This window comes from Desulfosporosinus orientis DSM 765, assembly GCF_000235605.1.
GTDB classification, from domain to species: domain Bacteria; phylum Bacillota; class Desulfitobacteriia; order Desulfitobacteriales; family Desulfitobacteriaceae; genus Desulfosporosinus; species Desulfosporosinus orientis.
Genome location: NC_016584.1, coordinates 4,967,317 through 4,985,052, shown reverse-complemented (window position 1 = coordinate 4,985,052; position 17,736 = coordinate 4,967,317). Strand labels below are relative to the sequence as shown.

The window sequence follows — 17,736 nt, the reverse complement described above, 5'->3', positions numbered from 1 at the left end:
ATAACCTGCAGGATTTATTTAAAAAAAGTTGAATATATCAGGTTGTACCAAAAATTACTTTCCGGGAATGAGGTGATCCCATGCTTATCGAAGTATTACCGAGTACAGGTTACCAGCGGATGCCCTATTTGGAAGACCGATTAGTCATCGTGATTGACGTTTTGAGGGCTACAAGCACCATTGTAACGGCCTTGGCTAATGGCTGTCAGGCCATTATTCCTGCCCTTACCCCTGAAGAAGCTTTGGAGAAACGTCTGACTCTTCCGGGTTCTTTATTAGGAGGAGAGCGAGATTCGTTGATAATTGAAGGATTTGATCTGGGCAATTCGCCCTTTGATTATGTGCCGGAAAAGGTTGGCGGCAGAAGAGTCATAATGACGACAACAAATGGTACTCGAGCGATACGGGATTCAATTGCAGCACCCATTATCTGGATGGCTTCTTTTGTTAACATGCAAAGTATTGTTTTAGCAGTCCTTAGAGAATTTGAAAATAACCATCGCCTGCAGGGAATAGTCGTCTATTGTGCCGGAACAGAAGAACGGTTTGACCTTCCGGATATTCTTTGTGCAGGTATGTTCATTGATGCATTAGGGTCGGAGATTATGCTCAATGATTTAGGTGAAGCGGCTCTTATGTTATACCGGAGTTTGGAGGATCATCTCCTTGAAGCAATCCGTAACTCTGTTCATGGAAAAAGACTTATGTCTTTAGGACTTGAAAGAGACATTATATATTGTTCAACTCCCAATATTTTACCGGTTGTTCCAGTTGTTCAGGATGGAGAAATTGTCTGGCTGACGGGAGAGTGACTATTTTATAAGTAGAGCAAGCGTATCCTTTTTATGGATGTTTGTCGAAATTATATGAATAAACATTAATTTGTCGTTATGGTTCGAAAAGAGTATAATATCAGAAGTGAAACAAAAGACTTCTGGAAAGAGACTTTCTATGAAGCAATTGCCATGTTTAATATTTTTAAAAAGTATAACCTGGCAGGTTGCTTTATGAGTTATAAGAGCCACTACGACCATCGCTTGTGCATACTATTAAAATAGGAGGGTGATGATTCAATGGAAACTTTTACAGTACCCGTTGGTATATCAAACCGTCACATTCATTTATCACAAGATCATATTGAAGCGTTATTTGGGAAAGGCTATACTTTGACAAAGATGAAAGATCTCAGTCAGCCAGGTCAGTATGCTTGTGAAGAAACGGTTTCTATTACCGGACCCAAAGGAACAATTTCTGGAGTTCGTGTTTTAGGGCCTGCCCGAAAAGCTTCCCAAGTAGAACTTGCGGGAACAGATACGTTTAAAGTTGGATTGAAACCTCCTGTTCGTGATTCCGGAAAAATTGAGGGAACCCCAGGAATTGACGTAGAGGGTCCAAAGGGTCGTGTTCATTTGGACCAAGGGGTTATTGTTGCAGCCCGTCATCTTCATATGACACCTGAAGATGCTGAAAAGCACTCTGTAAAAGATGGAGATCATATTCAAGCCATCGTTCCGGGGCCTCGCGGAGGAATTATGGGGCAAGTTTTAGTTCGCATCAGTCCTGATTATGCCTTAGATTTACATGTTGATACGGATGAAGGGAATGCCTTCAGTCTGGTAAATGGTCAGCAGATAGAAGTATGTAAGGCTACAGAATGATCCTAAATTGGGCTCTAAGGCCACTGAGGAATTATATAGAATTAGGCTGAAAAGGCTGCAATAAATCATGAACAGATTTATTGCAGCCTTTTATTCATGGTTGAATTGTGACATTATTTTAAGGTGAAGGTCAATTAAACTATACAATTTGTGTAAATTTAATTGAGGTGGGAACACTAAAATTGAGGTTGTTACGTGAGGTGAGTAACGTGGCCGATGCAGATTGGAATCAGGAAAAGACCAAGAACATATCGGAGAAGAAAAGTGAAAAGACTGCTGATTATAACGGCGTAAGTGTTCACGAATTGGCTCGATTAAATCATCAAGTTACATTATTATCTGAAACTCTGGAAAAAATGAGATTGGCGGAATATATTGCTTACCTTAATCGTCCGGGACGAATGCTTTGGTTTAATTTTTTGGTGGGGTTATTGCGAGGTTTGGGAACGGCCCTTGGAGCCGGTTTACTGGCAGGATTTGCTTATTTCCTTTTAAAAAGGATCGTGGTTTTGAATTTACCAGTGATTGGCGGCTTTATCGCAGAGTTAAGCAAATATGTGCATCAGCCTTAATAGGAAAGGAAGGCGAGAATTTTGAAAGAGCAAAAGGAATACGACAAATTGATACAAAACCTTCGTGATGAAAGAGCAGAGATGATAGAAACCGCGGCTGAACTTATTAGTGGAGATATGCGAGATTCGTTGGGGGAATTATCACTGGCAGATAATCATCCTGCCGATGTTGGTACTGAAGTTTATCAAAGGTCTCAAGATGTTGCTGAGTATGATCGTTTAAGCCATAAGATCGGAGCAATTGATGGAGCATTAGAACGCTATGAAAAAGGGGAATATGCAAAGTGCGAGCATTGTGGTCAGGAAATTCCCTATGAACGACTTGAGCTGATGCCGTATACGACGGTCTGTACAAAATGCAGCCGCAAAGAGGAGAAAGAAGAGCAGCATTCTCTGCATCGTGAACCTGTTGAAGACGAAATTCTGAATCGCCCGTTTTCCAGAACCTTTAATGATGGCACTGACCAGGTTGAATTTGATGGTGAAGATGCTTGGCAGGCAGTTGCACGTTACGGAACCTCAGATTCTTTGCAGGATTTAGGAACGAATCGAGATATCTCAGATCCTAATGATCTATATGAAGATGGCGACGAAGTAATTGGAGCCGTCCAATATATTGAGACCCTTGAAACGCAAAGAGAGCCTGAAGGGCGAGTAAATACTATTCACTACGGAAAAAAACACGGCCGTACTTAGTTGAATCTCTGGAAAGTTTGTAAATAGTTTGCCCCGCTAAGAGCCCTGTGTTAAGATGAGATAAGAAAAGTGGGGTGTCGTTCGTTGTTGGTTTGGCTTGCAATAATCGGGGTTTGGGGTATTGATCGCTGGCTGAAGATTCTCGTTCAAACAAACTTTATTCCAGGGGAAACCCTGAAAGTTATTCCAGAAATATTTCATCTTACCTATGTCTTGAATCCGGGTGCGGCTTTTGGTCTGATGGCCGGCCGAACCTGGATTTTTGTAGTTACTGCGGTTTTGGTAGTTTTCGGTGTGATTTATGGGCAATTCCGTATTCCCCGCAAGGAGTGGATTACACGTCTGGCCTTAGGTATGATCGGGGGAGGAGCATTAGGGAACTTGTATGACAGACTTGTGATTGGACGGGTTGTCGATTATCTTGATTTTCAAATTTGGCCTTATGTTTTTAATTTTGCTGATAGTATGATCGTTATTGGAGTAGGACTGCTGATCTTGGCCCTGCTTAGGGAAGAAAAGGCAAAAAATGAAGTTGCCGATGATTAAGTACTTTCATGCAAATCCAATAAAGTATTGGCGGTTATGAAGATGGACAAAGCAGTAAATGAAAGGGACAATAAGAATGACTGCCCAATGGTTGAGTCGGAATTAGTCAGTGATGATGACTTATGCCAAGGCTTAGATTCTCTGATAAGTATGGAAAGGATTGAACTTCCGGAGGGAGTTCGCCTGGATGTTGGAGTGACAGAAGTATTAGGCAGGAGCAGGTCTTATGTCCAAGGACTTATTATTCAAAATTATATTTTAGTTAACGGACTGAGTAAAAAGGCAAATTATAAAGTACGCTTTGGCGATAAAATTACAGTTATGGTTCCTCCTCCTCAAGAGCTTCAGGCTGAACCAGAAAACATCCCCCTGGAGATCCTTTATGAAGACGAAGATGTATTGGTTGTGAATAAGCCCCAAGGGATGGTCGTTCATCCGGCTCCGGGTGCTTGGCAGGGAACCTTGGTTAATGCCTTGTTATTTCATTGTCATAATCTTTCCGGTATCAATGGGGTGCTGCGTCCCGGGATTGTCCATCGTATTGATAAAGATACTTCGGGAATTTTGGTAGTGGCCAAGAATGATACTGCCCATCAAGGGCTTGCTGCCCAGCTGAAAGCGCATTCTATGGAGCGCAGGTATTTGACCATAGTGCACGGCGTGATTCATGAACCCTCTGGAACAGTCGATGCGCCCATTGGAAGGGATCCGGCCGAACGAAAACGGATGGCAGTGGTAAGGCAGCATTCTAAGCATGCAGTGACACACTATACCGTATTAAAACGCTTGAGTGAAACAACTTTTCTCGAAGTTCGCTTAGAAACAGGGAGAACTCATCAAATACGTGTTCATATGGCCTATATTAAGCACCCGGTCTTTGGAGATCCTGTGTATGGTCCGAAAAAAAACAAATTTGGTTTACAGGGACAAATGCTTCATGCGGCTCACTTAGGATTTAAACATCCCGTTAAGGGAGGTTGGCTGGAGTTCGATGCTCCGCTGCCTTCAAAATTTGCTGAAGTTCTTGAAAAATTGCACGATGGAGTAAGCTGGGATGTATAAAGTTGAATTTCAGATTGACTTTTGCTTAATCCTAAAGTAAACTTAGGAACAAGTATTATAGCCTTTAATTAAGTCCTGAGAGGCTTGAGAAGGCAGACGGAAACGAGGGAAAACTGTCTGCTATTTTCAGACAGTTTTTTGTACTGGTCAGAAAGTATGACTCTGGTTTCTAATTATAACTGCTGATCTTAGGCATCCAAGAGGGAGAAAGGAGTTAGAAGCCTTTGGAAGGAACTGTTAAAAGCAAGATTCTAGATGCAGACGGAATTCGCCGGGCAGTCACCCGTATTTCTCATGAAATTGTCGAGAAGAACAAAGGGACCGACAAATTGGTCTTAGTAGGGATTCGGCGCAGAGGGGTGCCTTTGGCTCAACGAATTCAGCAGTATATTGAAGAATTCGAAGGCGTAAAAGTTCCCTTGGGAATTTTAGATATTACTCTCTATCGAGATGATTTAAGTACTATTGATATTCATCCGGTGGTTCACGAAACGGATATTCCAGTAAGTATTGAAGGAAAAGCCGTTATTCTCATCGATGATGTTCTTTACACCGGGAGGACAGCCCGGGCGGCTCTGGACGCTACTATGGATATTGGCAGGCCGGACCGGATTCAACTGGCAGTGCTTGTGGATCGCGGACACCGGGAATTGCCTATTCGAGCAGATTATGTCGGCAAGAACCTGCCCACTTCAAGGCGTGAAATTGTGGCTGTACGCCTAAAAGAAGTGGATGGAGACGAAGATATCCTTCTCCTTGAACGGGATGACAGTTATCATAAAAGTTAAAGGAACGGTTACCCTTTTAAATGTTATCCAGAGAGATAACCAAAGGGCGAGCGGGATTGTTAGGTTATGCCTATTTTTAAAATCCTCTCCCTTTTGGGATGAGGATTTTTTATTTTTTAGGATACTAAAGTCAGGAGGCCAAAATGCACGGGAACTAAAGGTAGATGGTCTGTTGCAAGGGTTCTGACAGCATGAATGAAGTTAGGGAGGTTTATCGATGAAATGGCAGCGTAAAGACATCTTGGCAATCGAGGATATGAGTGTTGAGGAAATTCGTCATATTCTGCATACGGCGAAAGTGATGAAGGAAATTCTCATGCGCCCTATTAAGAAATTACCGACGTTAAAAGGGAAATCCGTAGTTAATCTTTTTTATGAAGCAAGTACTCGGACACGAACCTCCTTTGAGATGGCAGCGAAAGTTTTAGGAGCGGATACAACCAGTATTGCCGTAGCTCAAAGCAGTGTCAGTAAAGGGGAAAGTCTCTATGACACAGCCAAAACAATTCAAGCGATGCGCGCTGATGTAGTGATTCTCAGACATTCCAGTTCCGGAGCAGCCAAGTTTTTAGCGGATATCCTTGATCCGTCAGTGATTAATGCGGGCGATGGCCAGCATGCCCATCCTACCCAGGCTTTACTGGATATTTTCACTATGCAGGAACATTTGGGAGACTTAGAGGGCAAGAACGTGGTTATTGTAGGGGATATACTCCATTCTCGAGTCGCCCGCAGCAATGCCTGGTGCCTGCAGAAAATGGGAGTGAACGTAACCTTTGCCGGTCCTCCTACCCTGGTGCCTGAGGAACTGAAAGGGCTGGGAGTAAAGATGACCTATGATTTGGACAGTGTTTTGCCGGGAGCTGATATTGTCATGGCTCTCAGGCTTCAGCTGGAACGACAGAAAAGCGGATTATTTCCCAGTTTGCGAGAGTATAGTCAACTCTATGGGTTGACAACAGAACGCCTTAAGAAAACCGGCAAGCAGAGTATTGTGCTGCATCCCGGGCCAATGAATAGAGGCGTGGAGATCGCTGACGATGTGGCTGATGGTGTAGATGCCTTAATCGAGCGCCAAGTTACCAACGGCGTAGCCATTCGGATGGCGCTAATTTATTTACTGGTAGGAGGGTCAAGCAATGTGGTGGCTTAAAGATGTATGGGTTATTGATCCCAGTCAGAAGATATCTGCTCCCCGGCATGTGCTTATCAAAGACGGCATAGTGTTGGACGTTTCAGCTTCAATGACCGAAGAAGAAGTATTGTCAAAAGCCCAGGGTGAAGCTGTGGAAGAGATTGACGGCAAAGGGAAGTTTGCTTTTCCGGGACTTATCGATGTACACACTCACCTGCGCGAACCGGGCCAAGAGGATAAAGAGGATATTCTCAGCGGGTCAAGGGCTGCTGTACGGGGAGGATTCACTACAATTTTAGCCATGGCTAATACCCTGCCCCCCATTGACAACCGAGCTTTGGTTGAGTTCGTACGCAGGCAGGGTGAACGCGCCGGCTATGCTCATATTCTGCCTATCGGTACAGTGACCAAGGGTATGCAGGGCAGTGAACTGGTTGAGATGGCGGATATGAAAGCAGGGGGAGCGGCAGCTTTTTCTGATGACGGCAAGAATATTCAAAATGCAGAAGTGATGCGGCTGGCCTTAGAATATGCCAAAATAACCGGATTCCCTATTATCAGTCATTGCGAGGATAAAAATCTGGCCGGAGAAGGTCTCATGCGCCGGGGTGTCGCTTCAGGCAGGATGGGACTGAAGGGAATTCCCGCCAGCGCCGAAAGTGTGATTGTAGCCAGGGATTTGATCTTGGCGGAAGAAACCGGCGGCAAGCTGCATCTGGCTCATATTTCTTCGGCTGAAAGTGTGGAGTTGATTCGCAGGGCTAAAGCCAAGGGGGTGGATGTCACGGCAGAAGTCAACCCTCACCACTTGATCTTCTGCGATGAAGAGATTGGGATTACTGATACGGCTCTTAAAGTCAACCCTCCCCTCGGCTCCCAGGCCGACCGGGAAGCGCTTATTGAGGGACTTCGTGATGGAATCATCGATATGATTGCCACGGATCATGCCCCCCACACTCAGGCGGAAAAAGCCCGTCCTTTTGCTGAGGCTCCTTTTGGGATAAACGCTCTGGAGACAGCTTTAAGTGCGGTGTGGCAGTATTTGGTTCTTCCGGGGAGACTCTCCTTAGATCGAGTGATTGAAGCTTGGAGCTTATCTCCAGCCAGGAGATTTGGACAGCAGGGAGGAACTCTGAAACCTGGAGCAGTGGCAGATATGGTGCTCTTTGATCCGGATTTTTCGGAAGTGATTGAGCCCGCCAAGCTGGCTTCCAAAGCGCGCAATACACCGTTTCTGGGCAAGACCATGGAAGGATTTCCTGTCATGGTTTGGGTTGAGGGGCGGCTTGTTCAGAGGGACCGAACCGTTATTTAGAAGGGTTTCTTAGAAACATTGGAAAAAGAATACATTAGATTAGAGATAGATGATGAAGCATTCAGATAAGTGTAATTCAATTAAGGATTATGGAAAGCAGAATTTCGGGAGAGGGGAGTGTGGGAAGGTGGCTTATCTTGTTTTTAAAGATGGGAAAGTCTTTGAGGGAGAAGAGTTTGGAGAGTGGAGCTCTGACCGGGTTGAAGAACAGGAGGTTGTCTTCAATACGTCCATGAGCGGTTATCAAGAAATGGTCACCGATTTGTCCTATGCCGGGCAAATACTGGTACTTACTCAGCCTCTGATTGGCAACTATGGCTGGCATCACGAGGAAAATGAAGCAGCTAAAACTCGCTTGCAGGGTCTGATTGTCAGGGAGCTTTCTCAGGGCGAGGGCAGTCTGCACTGTGAGGGATCTCTGGAAGATTACTGCCTTCAGCATGGTGTGCGGGGGTTAAAGGGTGCTGATACAAGGGCTTTGACGAGATATTTGCGGCAATTTGGGACCTTGCCCGGGGTACTGGTCAAAACCAAGGAGGCCGGGCAGGAGTACTGGGCCAACCCTGAGAAGAGATGCGTGACTAACAGCGAACATTGGGTGTACCGGTCTACTGTCAAAGAAGTCTACGAAATTCCCGGATCCGGTCCCTTAATTGCGGTATTGGATTTCGGAGTTAAACGCAATATTATTCGCAGCCTGCAAAAACAAGGTTTTCGGATTATGGTCTTCCCGGCCAGGTCTTCTGCGGAAGAAATTCTCAGACAGCGGCCCAGAGGCTTGGTTGTGAGCAATGGTCCGGGAGATCCTGAGGAACTGCCGGAAGGAGTAGGGACAGTACGGGAGCTGTATAATAAGCTGCCGGTTTTAGGAATCTGTTTAGGGCATCAGCTTTTAGCCCTGGCAGCAGGGGGAAGAACTTATAAGCTGCCTTATGGGCATCGGGGCGGAAATCATCCAGTGATAGATATTCGTTCCGGAAAGGCTACGATGACCTCGCAAAACCATGGTTATGCCGTAGAAGAAGCATCCTTAGCAGGTTCAGGTTTTGAAGTAACCTTAAAAAATCTCAATGATGGAACAGTAGAAGGAATGGAGCATCAAATCTATCCTATTCTTTCCGTTCAATTTCATCCGGAAGGTGCTCCGGGACCAGAGGAAAATGCTGAAATCTTCCAGCGCTTCAAAGCCATGGTCTTAGATACTTCATCACAAAAGGGGAGGGAATAAGCATGCCCAAGCAAGAATGGAAAAAAGTTCTGGTCATTGGATCCGGCCCCATCGTGATTGGGCAAGCTGCCGAGTTTGACTACGCGGGCACTCAGGCCTGCCGTGCCTTGCGGGAAGAAGGGGTGGAGGTCATTCTCATTAATTCCAACCCTGCCACTATTATGACAGACCGGGAAACGGCGGACCGGGTTTATATAGAGCCTTTGACTGTGGAATCCGTGGAACGGATTATTGAACGGGAGAGGCCGGATGGGCTGATACCCACCATGGGCGGGCAGACAGGCCTGAACCTGGCTTATCAGCTGGCCAAACGAGGGGTTTTGGAACGCTGTGAAGTGACCTTAATGGGAACTTCCCTGCAGAGCATTGATCAGGCTGAAGATCGGGAAAGTTTTCGGGCCTTGATGAAAGAGCTGGGGGAGCCTATTCCCGAGAGTAAAATTGTCTCTTTAGTTGAAGACGCTCTCATATTTGCCGGTGAAACGGGATACCCTCTCATTGTACGTCCAGCCTTTACCTTAGGCGGTACGGGAGGCGGCATCGCTCATAATCCGGCGGAGCTGGAGGAGATTGCTAAAAGCGGCTTGCAGGCCAGTCTAATTGATCAGATCTTAGTGGAGAGAAGTGTGGCCGGATGGAAGGAAGTGGAATTTGAGGTTTTAAGGGACAGTGCAGGCAACTGCATTACTATTTGTCATATGGAAAACATGGACCCTGTAGGGGTACATACGGGGGACAGCATTGTGGTGGCGCCTTGCCAGACATTAACGGACCGGGAAGTCCAAATCCTGCGCAGTGCTTCTCTGCACATTGTTAATGGTTTAGGCATTGAAGGAGGATGCAATGTTCAGTTTGCTTTGCATCCCTCCAAAATGGAATACGTGGTCATTGAGGTAAACCCCAGGTTAAGCCGTTCCAGCGCCTTGGCTTCCAAAGCTACAGGCTATCCTATTGCCAAGGTTGCCGCAAAAATTGCCTTAGGCTATGCTCTCACAGAGCTGAAAAACGCGGTAACGGGCAAGACTTCGGCTTGTTTTGAACCGGCTTTGGATTATGTTGTGGTTAAATTCCCCCGCTGGCCCTTTGATAAGTTTACGGATGCTGATCGCCATTTAGGCACTCGGATGAAAGCAACGGGAGAAGTCATGGGAATCGGACGCAACCTGGAAACCGCCCTCTTGAAAGCGATTCGCTCCCTGGACATAAAAGTCTATGGAGTACGTTTGCCGGAACTTGAGGAATTATCCGATGCAGAACTTGAGACGGCCTGCCGGGAGCCGGATGACCGCCAGCTCTTCGTTTTTGCCGAGTGCTTAAGACGGGGCAGGACGGTGGACTGGCTGGTTCAAACAACGGGCTGGAATCGCTATTATTTGCAGATTCTCGAAAAACTGGTAGATGAGACGGAGGTTTTGGCAGGAGCTCCCTGGAATATGCAGGCCTTGCTGCGCGCCAAACGCTTGGGATTCTCTGATCAGGAGATTGCTTTTCTCTGGAAGAGCAGTGAGGATGAGGTTTACCGGTATCGAGGAGAGCAAGGCATTTACCCGGTTTTCAAAATGGTGGATACCTGTGCCGGGGAGTTTGAAGCCACAACTCCTTACTTCTATTCCAGTTATGATGTAGAGGATGAGGGGGAAGTTCATAGAGGGCCTAAAGTGGTGGTATTGGGTTCCGGTTCCATCCGCATCGGGCAAGGTATAGAATTTGACTATTGCTCCGTCCATGCTGTCCTGGCTTTGCGCAAAGCAGGCTATGAAAGTATTATTATTAATAACAATCCTGAGACGGTTTCTACGGACTTTGACACCGCCGATCGCTTATACTTTGAGCCCTTAACCTTAGAGGATGTCTCGGCGATTCTAGATAAGGAACAGCCTGACGGAGTGGTCGTCCAATTCGGAGGGCAGACCGCCATCGGTTTGGCCAGCGGTTTGGCTCGGCGTGGCTACCGGATTCTGGGAACCACCGTGGAAAATATTGACCGGGCGGAGGAGAGGGGAACCTTTGACCGTGTACTCCAGGAACTAAGCGCCAAACGGCCCCGGGGAGGCGGAGCAACTAATATGGAGCAGGTCCGGCAAGTCTCCCGGGAAATTGGCTTCCCCTTGGTGGTGCGTCCTTCTTACGTATTGGGAGGGCGGGCCATGGACATTGTTTATGGGGAAAAGGAGTTGGAGGTTGTCAGCAAACGTGCCCTTTCGGCTTCCTCGGATCAAGAAATCTGGATGGATCAGTATCTCCTGGGCAAAGAGGTGGAAGTTGACGCCATCTCCGATGGAGAGAACGTCTTTATCCCCGGAATTATGGAACATTTAGAACGGGCAGGTGTCCACTCCGGAGATTCTATCGCCGTCTATCCTCCCCAAACCTTAGATTCCTCTATGCAGGAACGCATCATTGCTTTAACGGAGTCCTTGGCCCGGTCTTTAGATATTAAAGGATTATTGAACATCCAATATGTCATTTATCAGGAAGAGTTATATGTGTTGGAGGTTAACCCTCGGTCCAGCCGGACAGTACCGTTTCTCAGCAAAATTACCGGGGTTCCCATTGTTGATTGGGCAACCCAAGTGATCTTAGGCCGGAAATGGGAAGAGATAGGAATCCCCCGCGGGCTTTGGCCTGTTTCCGATCGGGTTGCCGTCAAAGCACCGGTGTTTTCCTTCTCTAAGCTGCAGCGGGTTGAACCCTCATTAGGGCCGGAAATGAAATCCACAGGTGAAGTTATGGGTATGGACAGAACTTATGAGAAAGCCCTTTATAAGGCTTTGCTGGGTGCCGGGATGTCCTTCACCACCTACGGCTCTGTTTTAGTAACCCTGGCCGATCGGGATAAGGCGGAAGGAGCGGCTCTGGCCCGGCGTTTTGCCGAACTGGGCTTCCGCATCCTGGCTACAGAAGGGACCGCTCGCTACCTGCGTAAGGAAGGACTAAGAGTCCAATCCATAGCTAAGCTCCATGACGGTTCCAACGAAATTATTGATGGTATTCGTCAACAGCAAATCCAGCATGTCATTAATACTACAACTCATGGACGAATTCAGGAAAGCGATGGCTTTGCTATTCGCAGAGCAGCTGTTGAACACGGAATTCCCTGCTTTACCAGCCTGGATACCGCTGCAGCGCTGCTCCAGGTATTGGAAAGCATTTCTCCGGGTCTGCTGCCATTGTAAGCTATGCGCCGAGAATAACGATGTTGAATCTAGTTATAATGTCGAACTACGAACTGCGAAAATCTAACCACGAAATGAGGGAGAGGGTGCCATGCTTACGGAAGGACAAGTAATCCTCCATGAACCGTTAGGAGATGAGGAGCAAAAACTGAGGAAATTAGTGCTGAAAAGCCCTATAGCCAGCAAGGCTGAAGCAGGGCAATTTACAGCCGTTCAAGTTAAGGATTCCGCTGTACCCTCCTTTGACCCCTTGTTGAGGCGGCCTATCAGCTTAGCCGGGATCTCTTCTGAGAAAGAAGAGATAACCCTGCTTTATCGGATTCAGGGCCGGGGCACAGAGATTCTGGCCCGAGCTCAGGTGGGGGACAGGTTAAGTATGATGGGTCCCTTAGGTTGCGGGTTTTCTTTGCCTGCGGAAGGAGAATTATGGCTCATCGCCGGAGGAATCGGAATCTTTCCCCTCTATCCCTTAGCTCAAAAAGCAATGGCCCAAGGATTGCAGGTGCGTTTGTTTTGGGGAGCAGAGAACCGGCCTTTCTTAGAGAGTGCCGGTCTCACTTCCTGGCAGGCCTTGGGAATCCCCATTGAGCTCAGTACCCTGGATGGAAGCCTGGGACATAAAGGTCTGGTGACGGAACCTGTGGGGAACCTGCTTGAGAAGCAGGAGATAAGAGGGAATATTATCAGTGCGGCCACCTGTGGTCCTAAGAAGATGATGCAGGCCGTCACGGAATTGTGTCTGGCTCGGCAAGTACCGGTTCAGGTTTCTTTGGAAGAACGAATGGGCTGCGCTGTGGGAGCTTGTTTAGGCTGCGCCGTGGCTTTAATCGACGAGACGGGGGCTAAGGTCCATAAGAAAGTCTGTCAGGACGGACCGGTGTTTCAGGGCAAGGAGGTGGTCTGGGATGAATCCTGTTGATTTAACCACCCAGCTGGCAGGTATAACCTTGAGAAATCCCATTGTCACTTGTTCAGGGACCTATGGCTTTGGGGAAGAGTATGCTCCCTACTGTCCGGTGGACAGTTTAGGGGGAATCACCTTAAAGGGAATCACGCCGCTGCCTCGTCTAGGGAATCCGGTTCCCCGCTTAGCTGAAACTCCCGCCGGTCTCTTAAACTCTGTGGGTTTGGAAAATCCGGGGCTGGAGGAGTTCCTTAAAACCTACCTGCCCAAGGTCCGGCAATTGCCTACGGAGGTTATCGCTAATATTTCCGGCTTTTCCCTGGAAGATTATGTTCAGCTGGCCCAGGCTTTGCAAAAAGATTCCGGATTAGCTGCTCTGGAAGTCAATATTTCCTGTCCCAATGTCAAACACGGAGGAATGCATTTCGGAACAGATCCAGGGAGCGCGGAAGAGGTGATCTCAGCAGTGAAGGCAGCCACGGACCTGCCGGTCATCGCTAAGCTCTCTCCCAACGTTACGGATATCGTGGCAATGGCCCGAGCGGCTCAGCGGGGGGGAGCAGATGTCTTATCTCTGATCAACACTTTGTTGGGAATGCAGATCGATATTCACCAACAGCGCCCGGTTTTAGCCAACACCTTTGGCGGGCTATCCGGACCGGCTATCAAGCCAGTTGCACTGCGCATGGTTTGGCAAGTCTTTGCCGCCGTGGATTTGCCTATCATCGGTATGGGTGGGATTGTTACCTGGCAGGATGCCGTAGAGTTTCTGCTGGCAGGAGCAACGGCTGTCAGTATTGGTACCGGGAATTTTGTTAATCCTCAGGCACCTCTGGAAATCCTGCGGGGAATCACAGATTATTGCCGGCAGCGAGGAGTTGCGTCGGTGGGTGATTTAGTAGGATTGGCTCATTCATAATTCAAAGTATAGGCAGGCAAATACAAAGGGCAGGTCAACGGACCATGGATAGGAGGGGTAAGCTTTGGCTGTCACAGTCAATAATCAGCGTGTTATGGTAGCCTTGGATGTTCCCGGGCGAGAGGAGGCTTTAGCCTTAGGAGAGGCTCTGCGCGGGAGCGGCTGTTGGCTGAAGGTAGGATTAGAGTTGTACGCCTACGCCGGGCCGCAGATTATCCAGGAATTAAAGGCTTTAGGCTTTCCTGTTTTTTTAGATTTGAAACTCCACGACATTCCTACGACGGTGGAACGGGCGATACGTGGATTTGTACAAGGGGGCGCGGATATTATCAATGTTCACTGCAGCGGCGGGTATGAGATGATGGCCAGAGCCGCCGCTGCAGTGCGGGAAGAAGGTAGTAAACTTGGAACCACTCCTAAAGTCATCGGTGTTACCGTCCTCACCAGTATGTCAGAAATTCAGTTTAAGGAAGAGATAGGAGTCCAGAGAGACCTTAAGGAGCATGTGGTCCAACTGGCAAAACTTGCAGAAAAAGCAGGGCTGGACGGAGTGGTGGCTTCGGCTCAAGAGGCAGGGGAGATTCGCAAAAACACAGCGGCGGATTTTCTGATTGTAACACCGGGGATTCGTCCGGCCTGGAGTGCGGCTCAGGACCAGGCCAGGGTTCTCACGCCCCAGGCGGCCCTGGCAGCAGGCAGTTCCTACCTTGTCGTGGGGCGGCCTATTACTCGTGCGGAGAATCCCCGGCAAGCTCTGGAACAGCTTTGGGATTAACGATTTTTGGCAATAAAAGGAGAGATGGATAAATCATGGCTAATATACCAAACGCCCCTAAGATGCCCCTTACGCCTGAAGAGTACCTGGAAGTATTTAAAGAAAGTAAAGCTCTGCTGGAGGGGCATTTTCTCTTAACCTCCGGAAAACACAGTGCTCAGTACATGCAGTGCGCCCAAGTACTCCAATACCCGGAGCGGGCAGCCTTATTGGCTGAGGGACTGGCTTCTCAATTTAAAGAGATGGGGGTTGAAACCGTCATCGGACCGGCTACCGGGGGAATTTTGGTGGCCCATGAAGTGGCTAAGGCCTTAGGAGTCAGGGCATTATTTACAGAACGGGAAAACGGTATCATGCGCCTGCGCAGGGGCTTTGCCATTTCTCCCCAGGAACGGGTTCTGGTGGTGGAGGATGTGATCACAACAGGAGGATCTGTTCGTGAAGTCCTGAATGTGGTTCAGGAATTTGGAGCTGTCGCCGTCGGAGTCGGAGTGCTGGTGGACCGCTCCGGAGGAACTGTTGATTTCGGATTGCCCCAGTGCTCCATCATCCAGTTAAACATTAAAGCTTTTGAAGTTCAGGACTGCCCCCTTTGCGCCCAGGGAATCCCGGCCATTAAACCAGGCAGCCGAAAGATCTAACCAAGACAGAGGGGACGGTTCCCTTGTCTGGTTAACCAGACAGAAGAACCGTCCCCTCTGTTCGCTACGAATTAGCAGATAAGTCGTGACAAGATCGTGATGAATTTGTTATACTTAATTATTATAAAATATGGAAGGGAGTCGATCATGAAAAAGGTAATCTTATTTGTGGTAGACTCCCTTCATCCCGCTGTGCTGGGGAGGATTCTTTCGGAAGGGAATGCTCCCGCTTTTCGTTTTTTGCTTAAGTACGGAACTTACATTGATCGTGTTATCTCTTCATTTCCAACCATGACTCCCGTGGCCATGAGCTCTATGATCACTGGAACCTGGCCGGATCAGCACCGGGTTCCCGGCTTCATTTGGTATAATGAGGAGATTGGCAAGATTGTAGATTATGGAGCAACCTGGCAAAGTGTTTTAAAAATAGGCCTGGAGAAAGTCCTGCGCAACCTGTTGCTCAGACTGAATGAAGAGCATCTCAGTAAAGAGACTCAGACCTTATATGAAGTACTGGAAGCAGGGGGATACAGTACCGGTAATATTAATTTTTTCATGCATCGAGGGACGAATCAAAGCCAGGCAAACGTGCCTGTTTCTTTGGCTTTAGGTACAGGGTTTCGGCTACACCGTGAAACAGTATCCGGGCCAAAGCATTTAACCTTGGGGCAGCTTATCCATCCTCCCTTTTCAGGAAAGCTGACAGCTTATCCCAGAGGCCCTTGGCATCGCTTTGGTTTCAATGATTCTTTTTCCGGGAGAATTGCAGCTCAACTGGTTCGGGAAGGACAGCAGCCGGATTTTATGGTTGTATATTTTCCGGATAATGATAAGTATTCACATCAGCATGGACCTTTACGTTCAAGTTTTTCCATTGAACATGCAGACCAACAAGTAGCTTCCGTTTTAGATGAGTTTGGCTCGTGGGAAAAAGCTTTGGCGGAAAATGTCATTATTGTTACAGGAGATCATGCTCAATCAACGGTAGGACTAGGCAGAGAGTATCTGATTAATTTAGATCGAGCCCTAAAACCTTTTAGAAGAATCAAATTTACGGAACAAGCCAGAGAGGACCATCATCAACCGGAGATTGCCATTTGTCCCAATGAGAGGATGGCGTTTATTTATCTTTTGCAGCGAGAAGAGGAAATTTTACCGGAAGTTGTGGGTATTTTGGCTAAAGATCCCCGCAACGCTCAGATCGCTTGGCAGGTCGCGGAGAATAGGTATAGCATTGTTCAGGGCGGGACCGAGAAACAACTGCTGGTTTCCCGGATAGGTCCATATTGTGATGTTTATGGTCAAACCTGGTCTGTTGAGGGAGATTTAAGTGTCGTCGATGCCCGGGTCACAGGAGAAGAGAGCATCGAGTTCGGCAAGTTTCCCGATGCTTTCAATCGCTTGATATCAGCCCTTGAAGCCCGCAGCGGCAGGCGAGTTGTAGTTTCCGCTGCTTTTGGGTATGAGTATTATGCCGCAGGAGCACCGATTCACCCCGGGGGAGGCAGCCATGGCTCTCTTGAAGAGGAAGATTCCACTGTGCCGATGATTGTTACCGGAATGCCTTTTAACTTAGCCCAGCCGCGGATTATTGATTTGTATCCTGAGATATTGCGGCATTTTGGGCTGGAGAAGGGTTTGTAGCGTATCATTCAATTACAACTAACAGAAATTCACAATCTAGTTGATGATCAGGAGCCTTAAAGAAAGACACATAAGGGAAGATAGAAGTGCCGGCAGAGGTCCAGGGACATTGTCTGAACAACGTCCTTGGATGAGGTGGGGGAATCTTTTGCTGGCTGGATCAGTTGGGCTGCCGGCCAAGCCGAGACTTGGCCGGCAGTTTGATTGTTAAGCCTGTGGAGGGTCGAAAAGATCCTCGGTAATCGTGTCGATGATCTTAACGTCCCGTATGCCAGTGAGGGCGCCGCTTGTTGTTTGAAACACATTCTCGGAGACAATGGTATTCATAACGGTCAGGACCTCAGCTTGATTCAGGTCTTCCCGGGGATTGGGAATCGTTATGGTAAACGCCTTTCCCCCCTCGGTGGCAAAACTTAACCTGACTACTTTGATATTAGTTGTAGCCATAAACTCATCTCCTTAGCTTTGATTTCTTAAACGGTTACTCCTCTATCAATCTGAAGTTTTTCCTTAACTGCACGTCCAGCAGCGGCTGCAGTGACAGGCTGAATAAGGCCTGAGCCACATTGTAAAGGGCTTCTTCGGAGGCATCGGACCGCACGTAGCTTAGACTTTTTTGCCGGGTTACCGGGGTTCCCGTGGGAGTCGATCCGGTTTGGTAAATTGCTACCCTCTGA

The 17,736-nt window shown here is 47.8% G+C and carries 18 protein-coding genes; 16 read left to right on the top strand and 2 right to left on the bottom strand.

From position 1 onward, the window contains the following. The first annotated feature begins 80 nt into the window (after positions 1-80). The 16 genes from DESOR_RS23025 (at position 81) to DESOR_RS22945 (ending at position 17,059) form a co-directional block, all read left to right on the top strand. On the top strand, positions 81-812 hold the full coding sequence (locus tag DESOR_RS23025) for a 2-phosphosulfolactate phosphatase (RefSeq protein WP_014186999.1): 732 nt from the start codon (positions 81-83) through the stop codon (positions 810-812). A 261-nt stretch (positions 813-1,073) separates the two neighbouring features. Then, complete coding sequence (pduL, locus tag DESOR_RS23020; protein WP_014186998.1) at positions 1,074-1,658, top strand: phosphate propanoyltransferase; 585 nt, start codon at positions 1,074-1,076, stop codon at positions 1,656-1,658. Between the two features lie 182 nt (positions 1,659-1,840). Beyond that, positions 1,841-2,230: a DUF5665 domain-containing protein gene (locus DESOR_RS23015; RefSeq protein ID WP_014186997.1), complete on the top strand. Its 390-nt coding sequence runs from the start codon at positions 1,841-1,843 to the stop codon at positions 2,228-2,230. Between the two features lie 48 nt (positions 2,231-2,278). Continuing rightward, complete coding sequence (locus tag DESOR_RS23010) at positions 2,279-2,926, top strand: TraR/DksA C4-type zinc finger protein (protein WP_427854251.1); 648 nt, start codon at positions 2,279-2,281, stop codon at positions 2,924-2,926. Between the two features lie 84 nt (positions 2,927-3,010). Further along, complete coding sequence (lspA, locus tag DESOR_RS23005; RefSeq protein ID WP_042331569.1) at positions 3,011-3,472, top strand: signal peptidase II; 462 nt, start codon at positions 3,011-3,013, stop codon at positions 3,470-3,472. 42 nt (positions 3,473-3,514) lie between these two features. After that, on the top strand, positions 3,515-4,534 hold the full coding sequence (locus DESOR_RS23000; RefSeq protein WP_014186994.1) for an RluA family pseudouridine synthase: 1,020 nt from the start codon (positions 3,515-3,517) through the stop codon (positions 4,532-4,534). A 224-nt stretch (positions 4,535-4,758) separates the two neighbouring features. Then, complete coding sequence (pyrR, locus tag DESOR_RS22995; RefSeq protein ID WP_014186993.1) at positions 4,759-5,322, top strand: bifunctional pyr operon transcriptional regulator/uracil phosphoribosyltransferase PyrR; 564 nt, start codon at positions 4,759-4,761, stop codon at positions 5,320-5,322. Positions 5,323-5,539: 217 nt separating this feature from the next. Next, positions 5,540-6,475 carry an aspartate carbamoyltransferase catalytic subunit gene (locus DESOR_RS22985; RefSeq protein WP_014186992.1) on the top strand — a complete coding sequence of 312 codons (936 nt, stop codon included), beginning with the start codon at positions 5,540-5,542 and terminating at the stop codon, positions 6,473-6,475. Beyond that, positions 6,462-7,772, top strand: coding sequence for a dihydroorotase (locus DESOR_RS22980; protein ID WP_014186991.1), 1,311 nt, complete (start codon positions 6,462-6,464; stop codon positions 7,770-7,772). Before DESOR_RS22985 ends, DESOR_RS22980 begins: the two co-directional genes overlap by 14 nt. Before the next feature lie 127 nt (positions 7,773-7,899). Further along, positions 7,900-9,000, top strand: a complete 1,101-nt coding sequence (gene carA / locus DESOR_RS22975; RefSeq protein WP_042332669.1) for a glutamine-hydrolyzing carbamoyl-phosphate synthase small subunit — start codon at positions 7,900-7,902, stop codon at positions 8,998-9,000. A gap of 2 nt (positions 9,001-9,002) precedes the next feature. After that, a complete protein-coding gene (gene carB, locus DESOR_RS22970; protein ID WP_014186989.1) occupies positions 9,003-12,176 on the top strand; it encodes a carbamoyl-phosphate synthase large subunit in 3,174 nt (1,057 codons plus the stop codon). Positions 12,177-12,267: 91 nt separating this feature from the next. Further along, positions 12,268-13,095 (top strand): dihydroorotate dehydrogenase electron transfer subunit, encoded by an 828-nt coding sequence (locus DESOR_RS22965; protein ID WP_014186988.1) that lies wholly within the window; start codon positions 12,268-12,270, stop codon positions 13,093-13,095. Further along, positions 13,082-13,999: a dihydroorotate dehydrogenase gene (locus DESOR_RS22960; RefSeq protein WP_014186987.1), complete on the top strand. Its 918-nt coding sequence runs from the start codon at positions 13,082-13,084 to the stop codon at positions 13,997-13,999. The genes DESOR_RS22965 and DESOR_RS22960 overlap by 14 nt, the downstream gene beginning before the upstream one ends. A gap of 64 nt (positions 14,000-14,063) precedes the next feature. Further along, positions 14,064-14,774 (top strand): orotidine-5'-phosphate decarboxylase, encoded by a 711-nt coding sequence (pyrF, locus tag DESOR_RS22955; protein ID WP_014186986.1) that lies wholly within the window; start codon positions 14,064-14,066, stop codon positions 14,772-14,774. Between the two features lie 35 nt (positions 14,775-14,809). Further along, positions 14,810-15,415 (top strand): orotate phosphoribosyltransferase, encoded by a 606-nt coding sequence (gene pyrE / locus DESOR_RS22950; RefSeq protein WP_014186985.1) that lies wholly within the window; start codon positions 14,810-14,812, stop codon positions 15,413-15,415. Between the two features lie 147 nt (positions 15,416-15,562). Then, positions 15,563-17,059: an alkaline phosphatase family protein gene (locus DESOR_RS22945; RefSeq protein WP_014186984.1), complete on the top strand. Its 1,497-nt coding sequence runs from the start codon at positions 15,563-15,565 to the stop codon at positions 17,057-17,059. 207 nt (positions 17,060-17,266) lie between these two features. Here the strand turns inward: DESOR_RS22945 and DESOR_RS22940 are convergent, their stop codons facing one another. After that, on the bottom strand, positions 17,267-17,506 hold the full coding sequence (locus tag DESOR_RS22940) for a DUF2922 domain-containing protein (RefSeq protein ID WP_014186983.1): 240 nt from the start codon (positions 17,504-17,506) through the stop codon (positions 17,267-17,269). 34 nt (positions 17,507-17,540) lie between these two features. Further along, entirely contained in the window at positions 17,541-17,723 is a 183-nt protein-coding gene (locus DESOR_RS28440) for a DUF1659 domain-containing protein (RefSeq protein ID WP_081468551.1), read from the bottom strand. Between the last annotated feature and the right edge of the window lie 13 nt (positions 17,724-17,736).

What these genes read in the sequence shown, in the direction of transcription:
- DESOR_RS23025 (WP_014186999.1), top strand. Translation starts at nt 81, where the DNA reads ATGCTTATCGAAGTATTACCGAGTACAGGTTACCAGCGGATGCCCTAT.
- pduL (WP_014186998.1), top strand. Translation starts at nt 1,074, where the DNA reads ATGGAAACTTTTACAGTACCCGTTGGTATATCAAACCGTCACATTCAT.
- DESOR_RS23000 (WP_014186994.1), top strand. Translation starts at nt 3,515, where the DNA reads ATGGACAAAGCAGTAAATGAAAGGGACAATAAGAATGACTGCCCAATG.
- DESOR_RS22985 (WP_014186992.1), top strand. Translation starts at nt 5,540, where the DNA reads ATGAAATGGCAGCGTAAAGACATCTTGGCAATCGAGGATATGAGTGTT.
- DESOR_RS22980 (WP_014186991.1), top strand. Translation starts at nt 6,462, where the DNA reads ATGTGGTGGCTTAAAGATGTATGGGTTATTGATCCCAGTCAGAAGATA.
- carB (WP_014186989.1), top strand. Translation starts at nt 9,003, where the DNA reads ATGCCCAAGCAAGAATGGAAAAAAGTTCTGGTCATTGGATCCGGCCCC.
- DESOR_RS22965 (WP_014186988.1), top strand. Translation starts at nt 12,268, where the DNA reads ATGCTTACGGAAGGACAAGTAATCCTCCATGAACCGTTAGGAGATGAG.
- DESOR_RS22960 (WP_014186987.1), top strand. Translation starts at nt 13,082, where the DNA reads ATGAATCCTGTTGATTTAACCACCCAGCTGGCAGGTATAACCTTGAGA.
- pyrE (WP_014186985.1), top strand. Translation starts at nt 14,810, where the DNA reads ATGGCTAATATACCAAACGCCCCTAAGATGCCCCTTACGCCTGAAGAG.
- DESOR_RS22945 (WP_014186984.1), top strand. Translation starts at nt 15,563, where the DNA reads ATGAAAAAGGTAATCTTATTTGTGGTAGACTCCCTTCATCCCGCTGTG.
- DESOR_RS22940 (WP_014186983.1), bottom strand. Translation starts at nt 17,506, where the DNA reads ATGGCTACAACTAATATCAAAGTAGTCAGGTTAAGTTTTGCCACCGAG.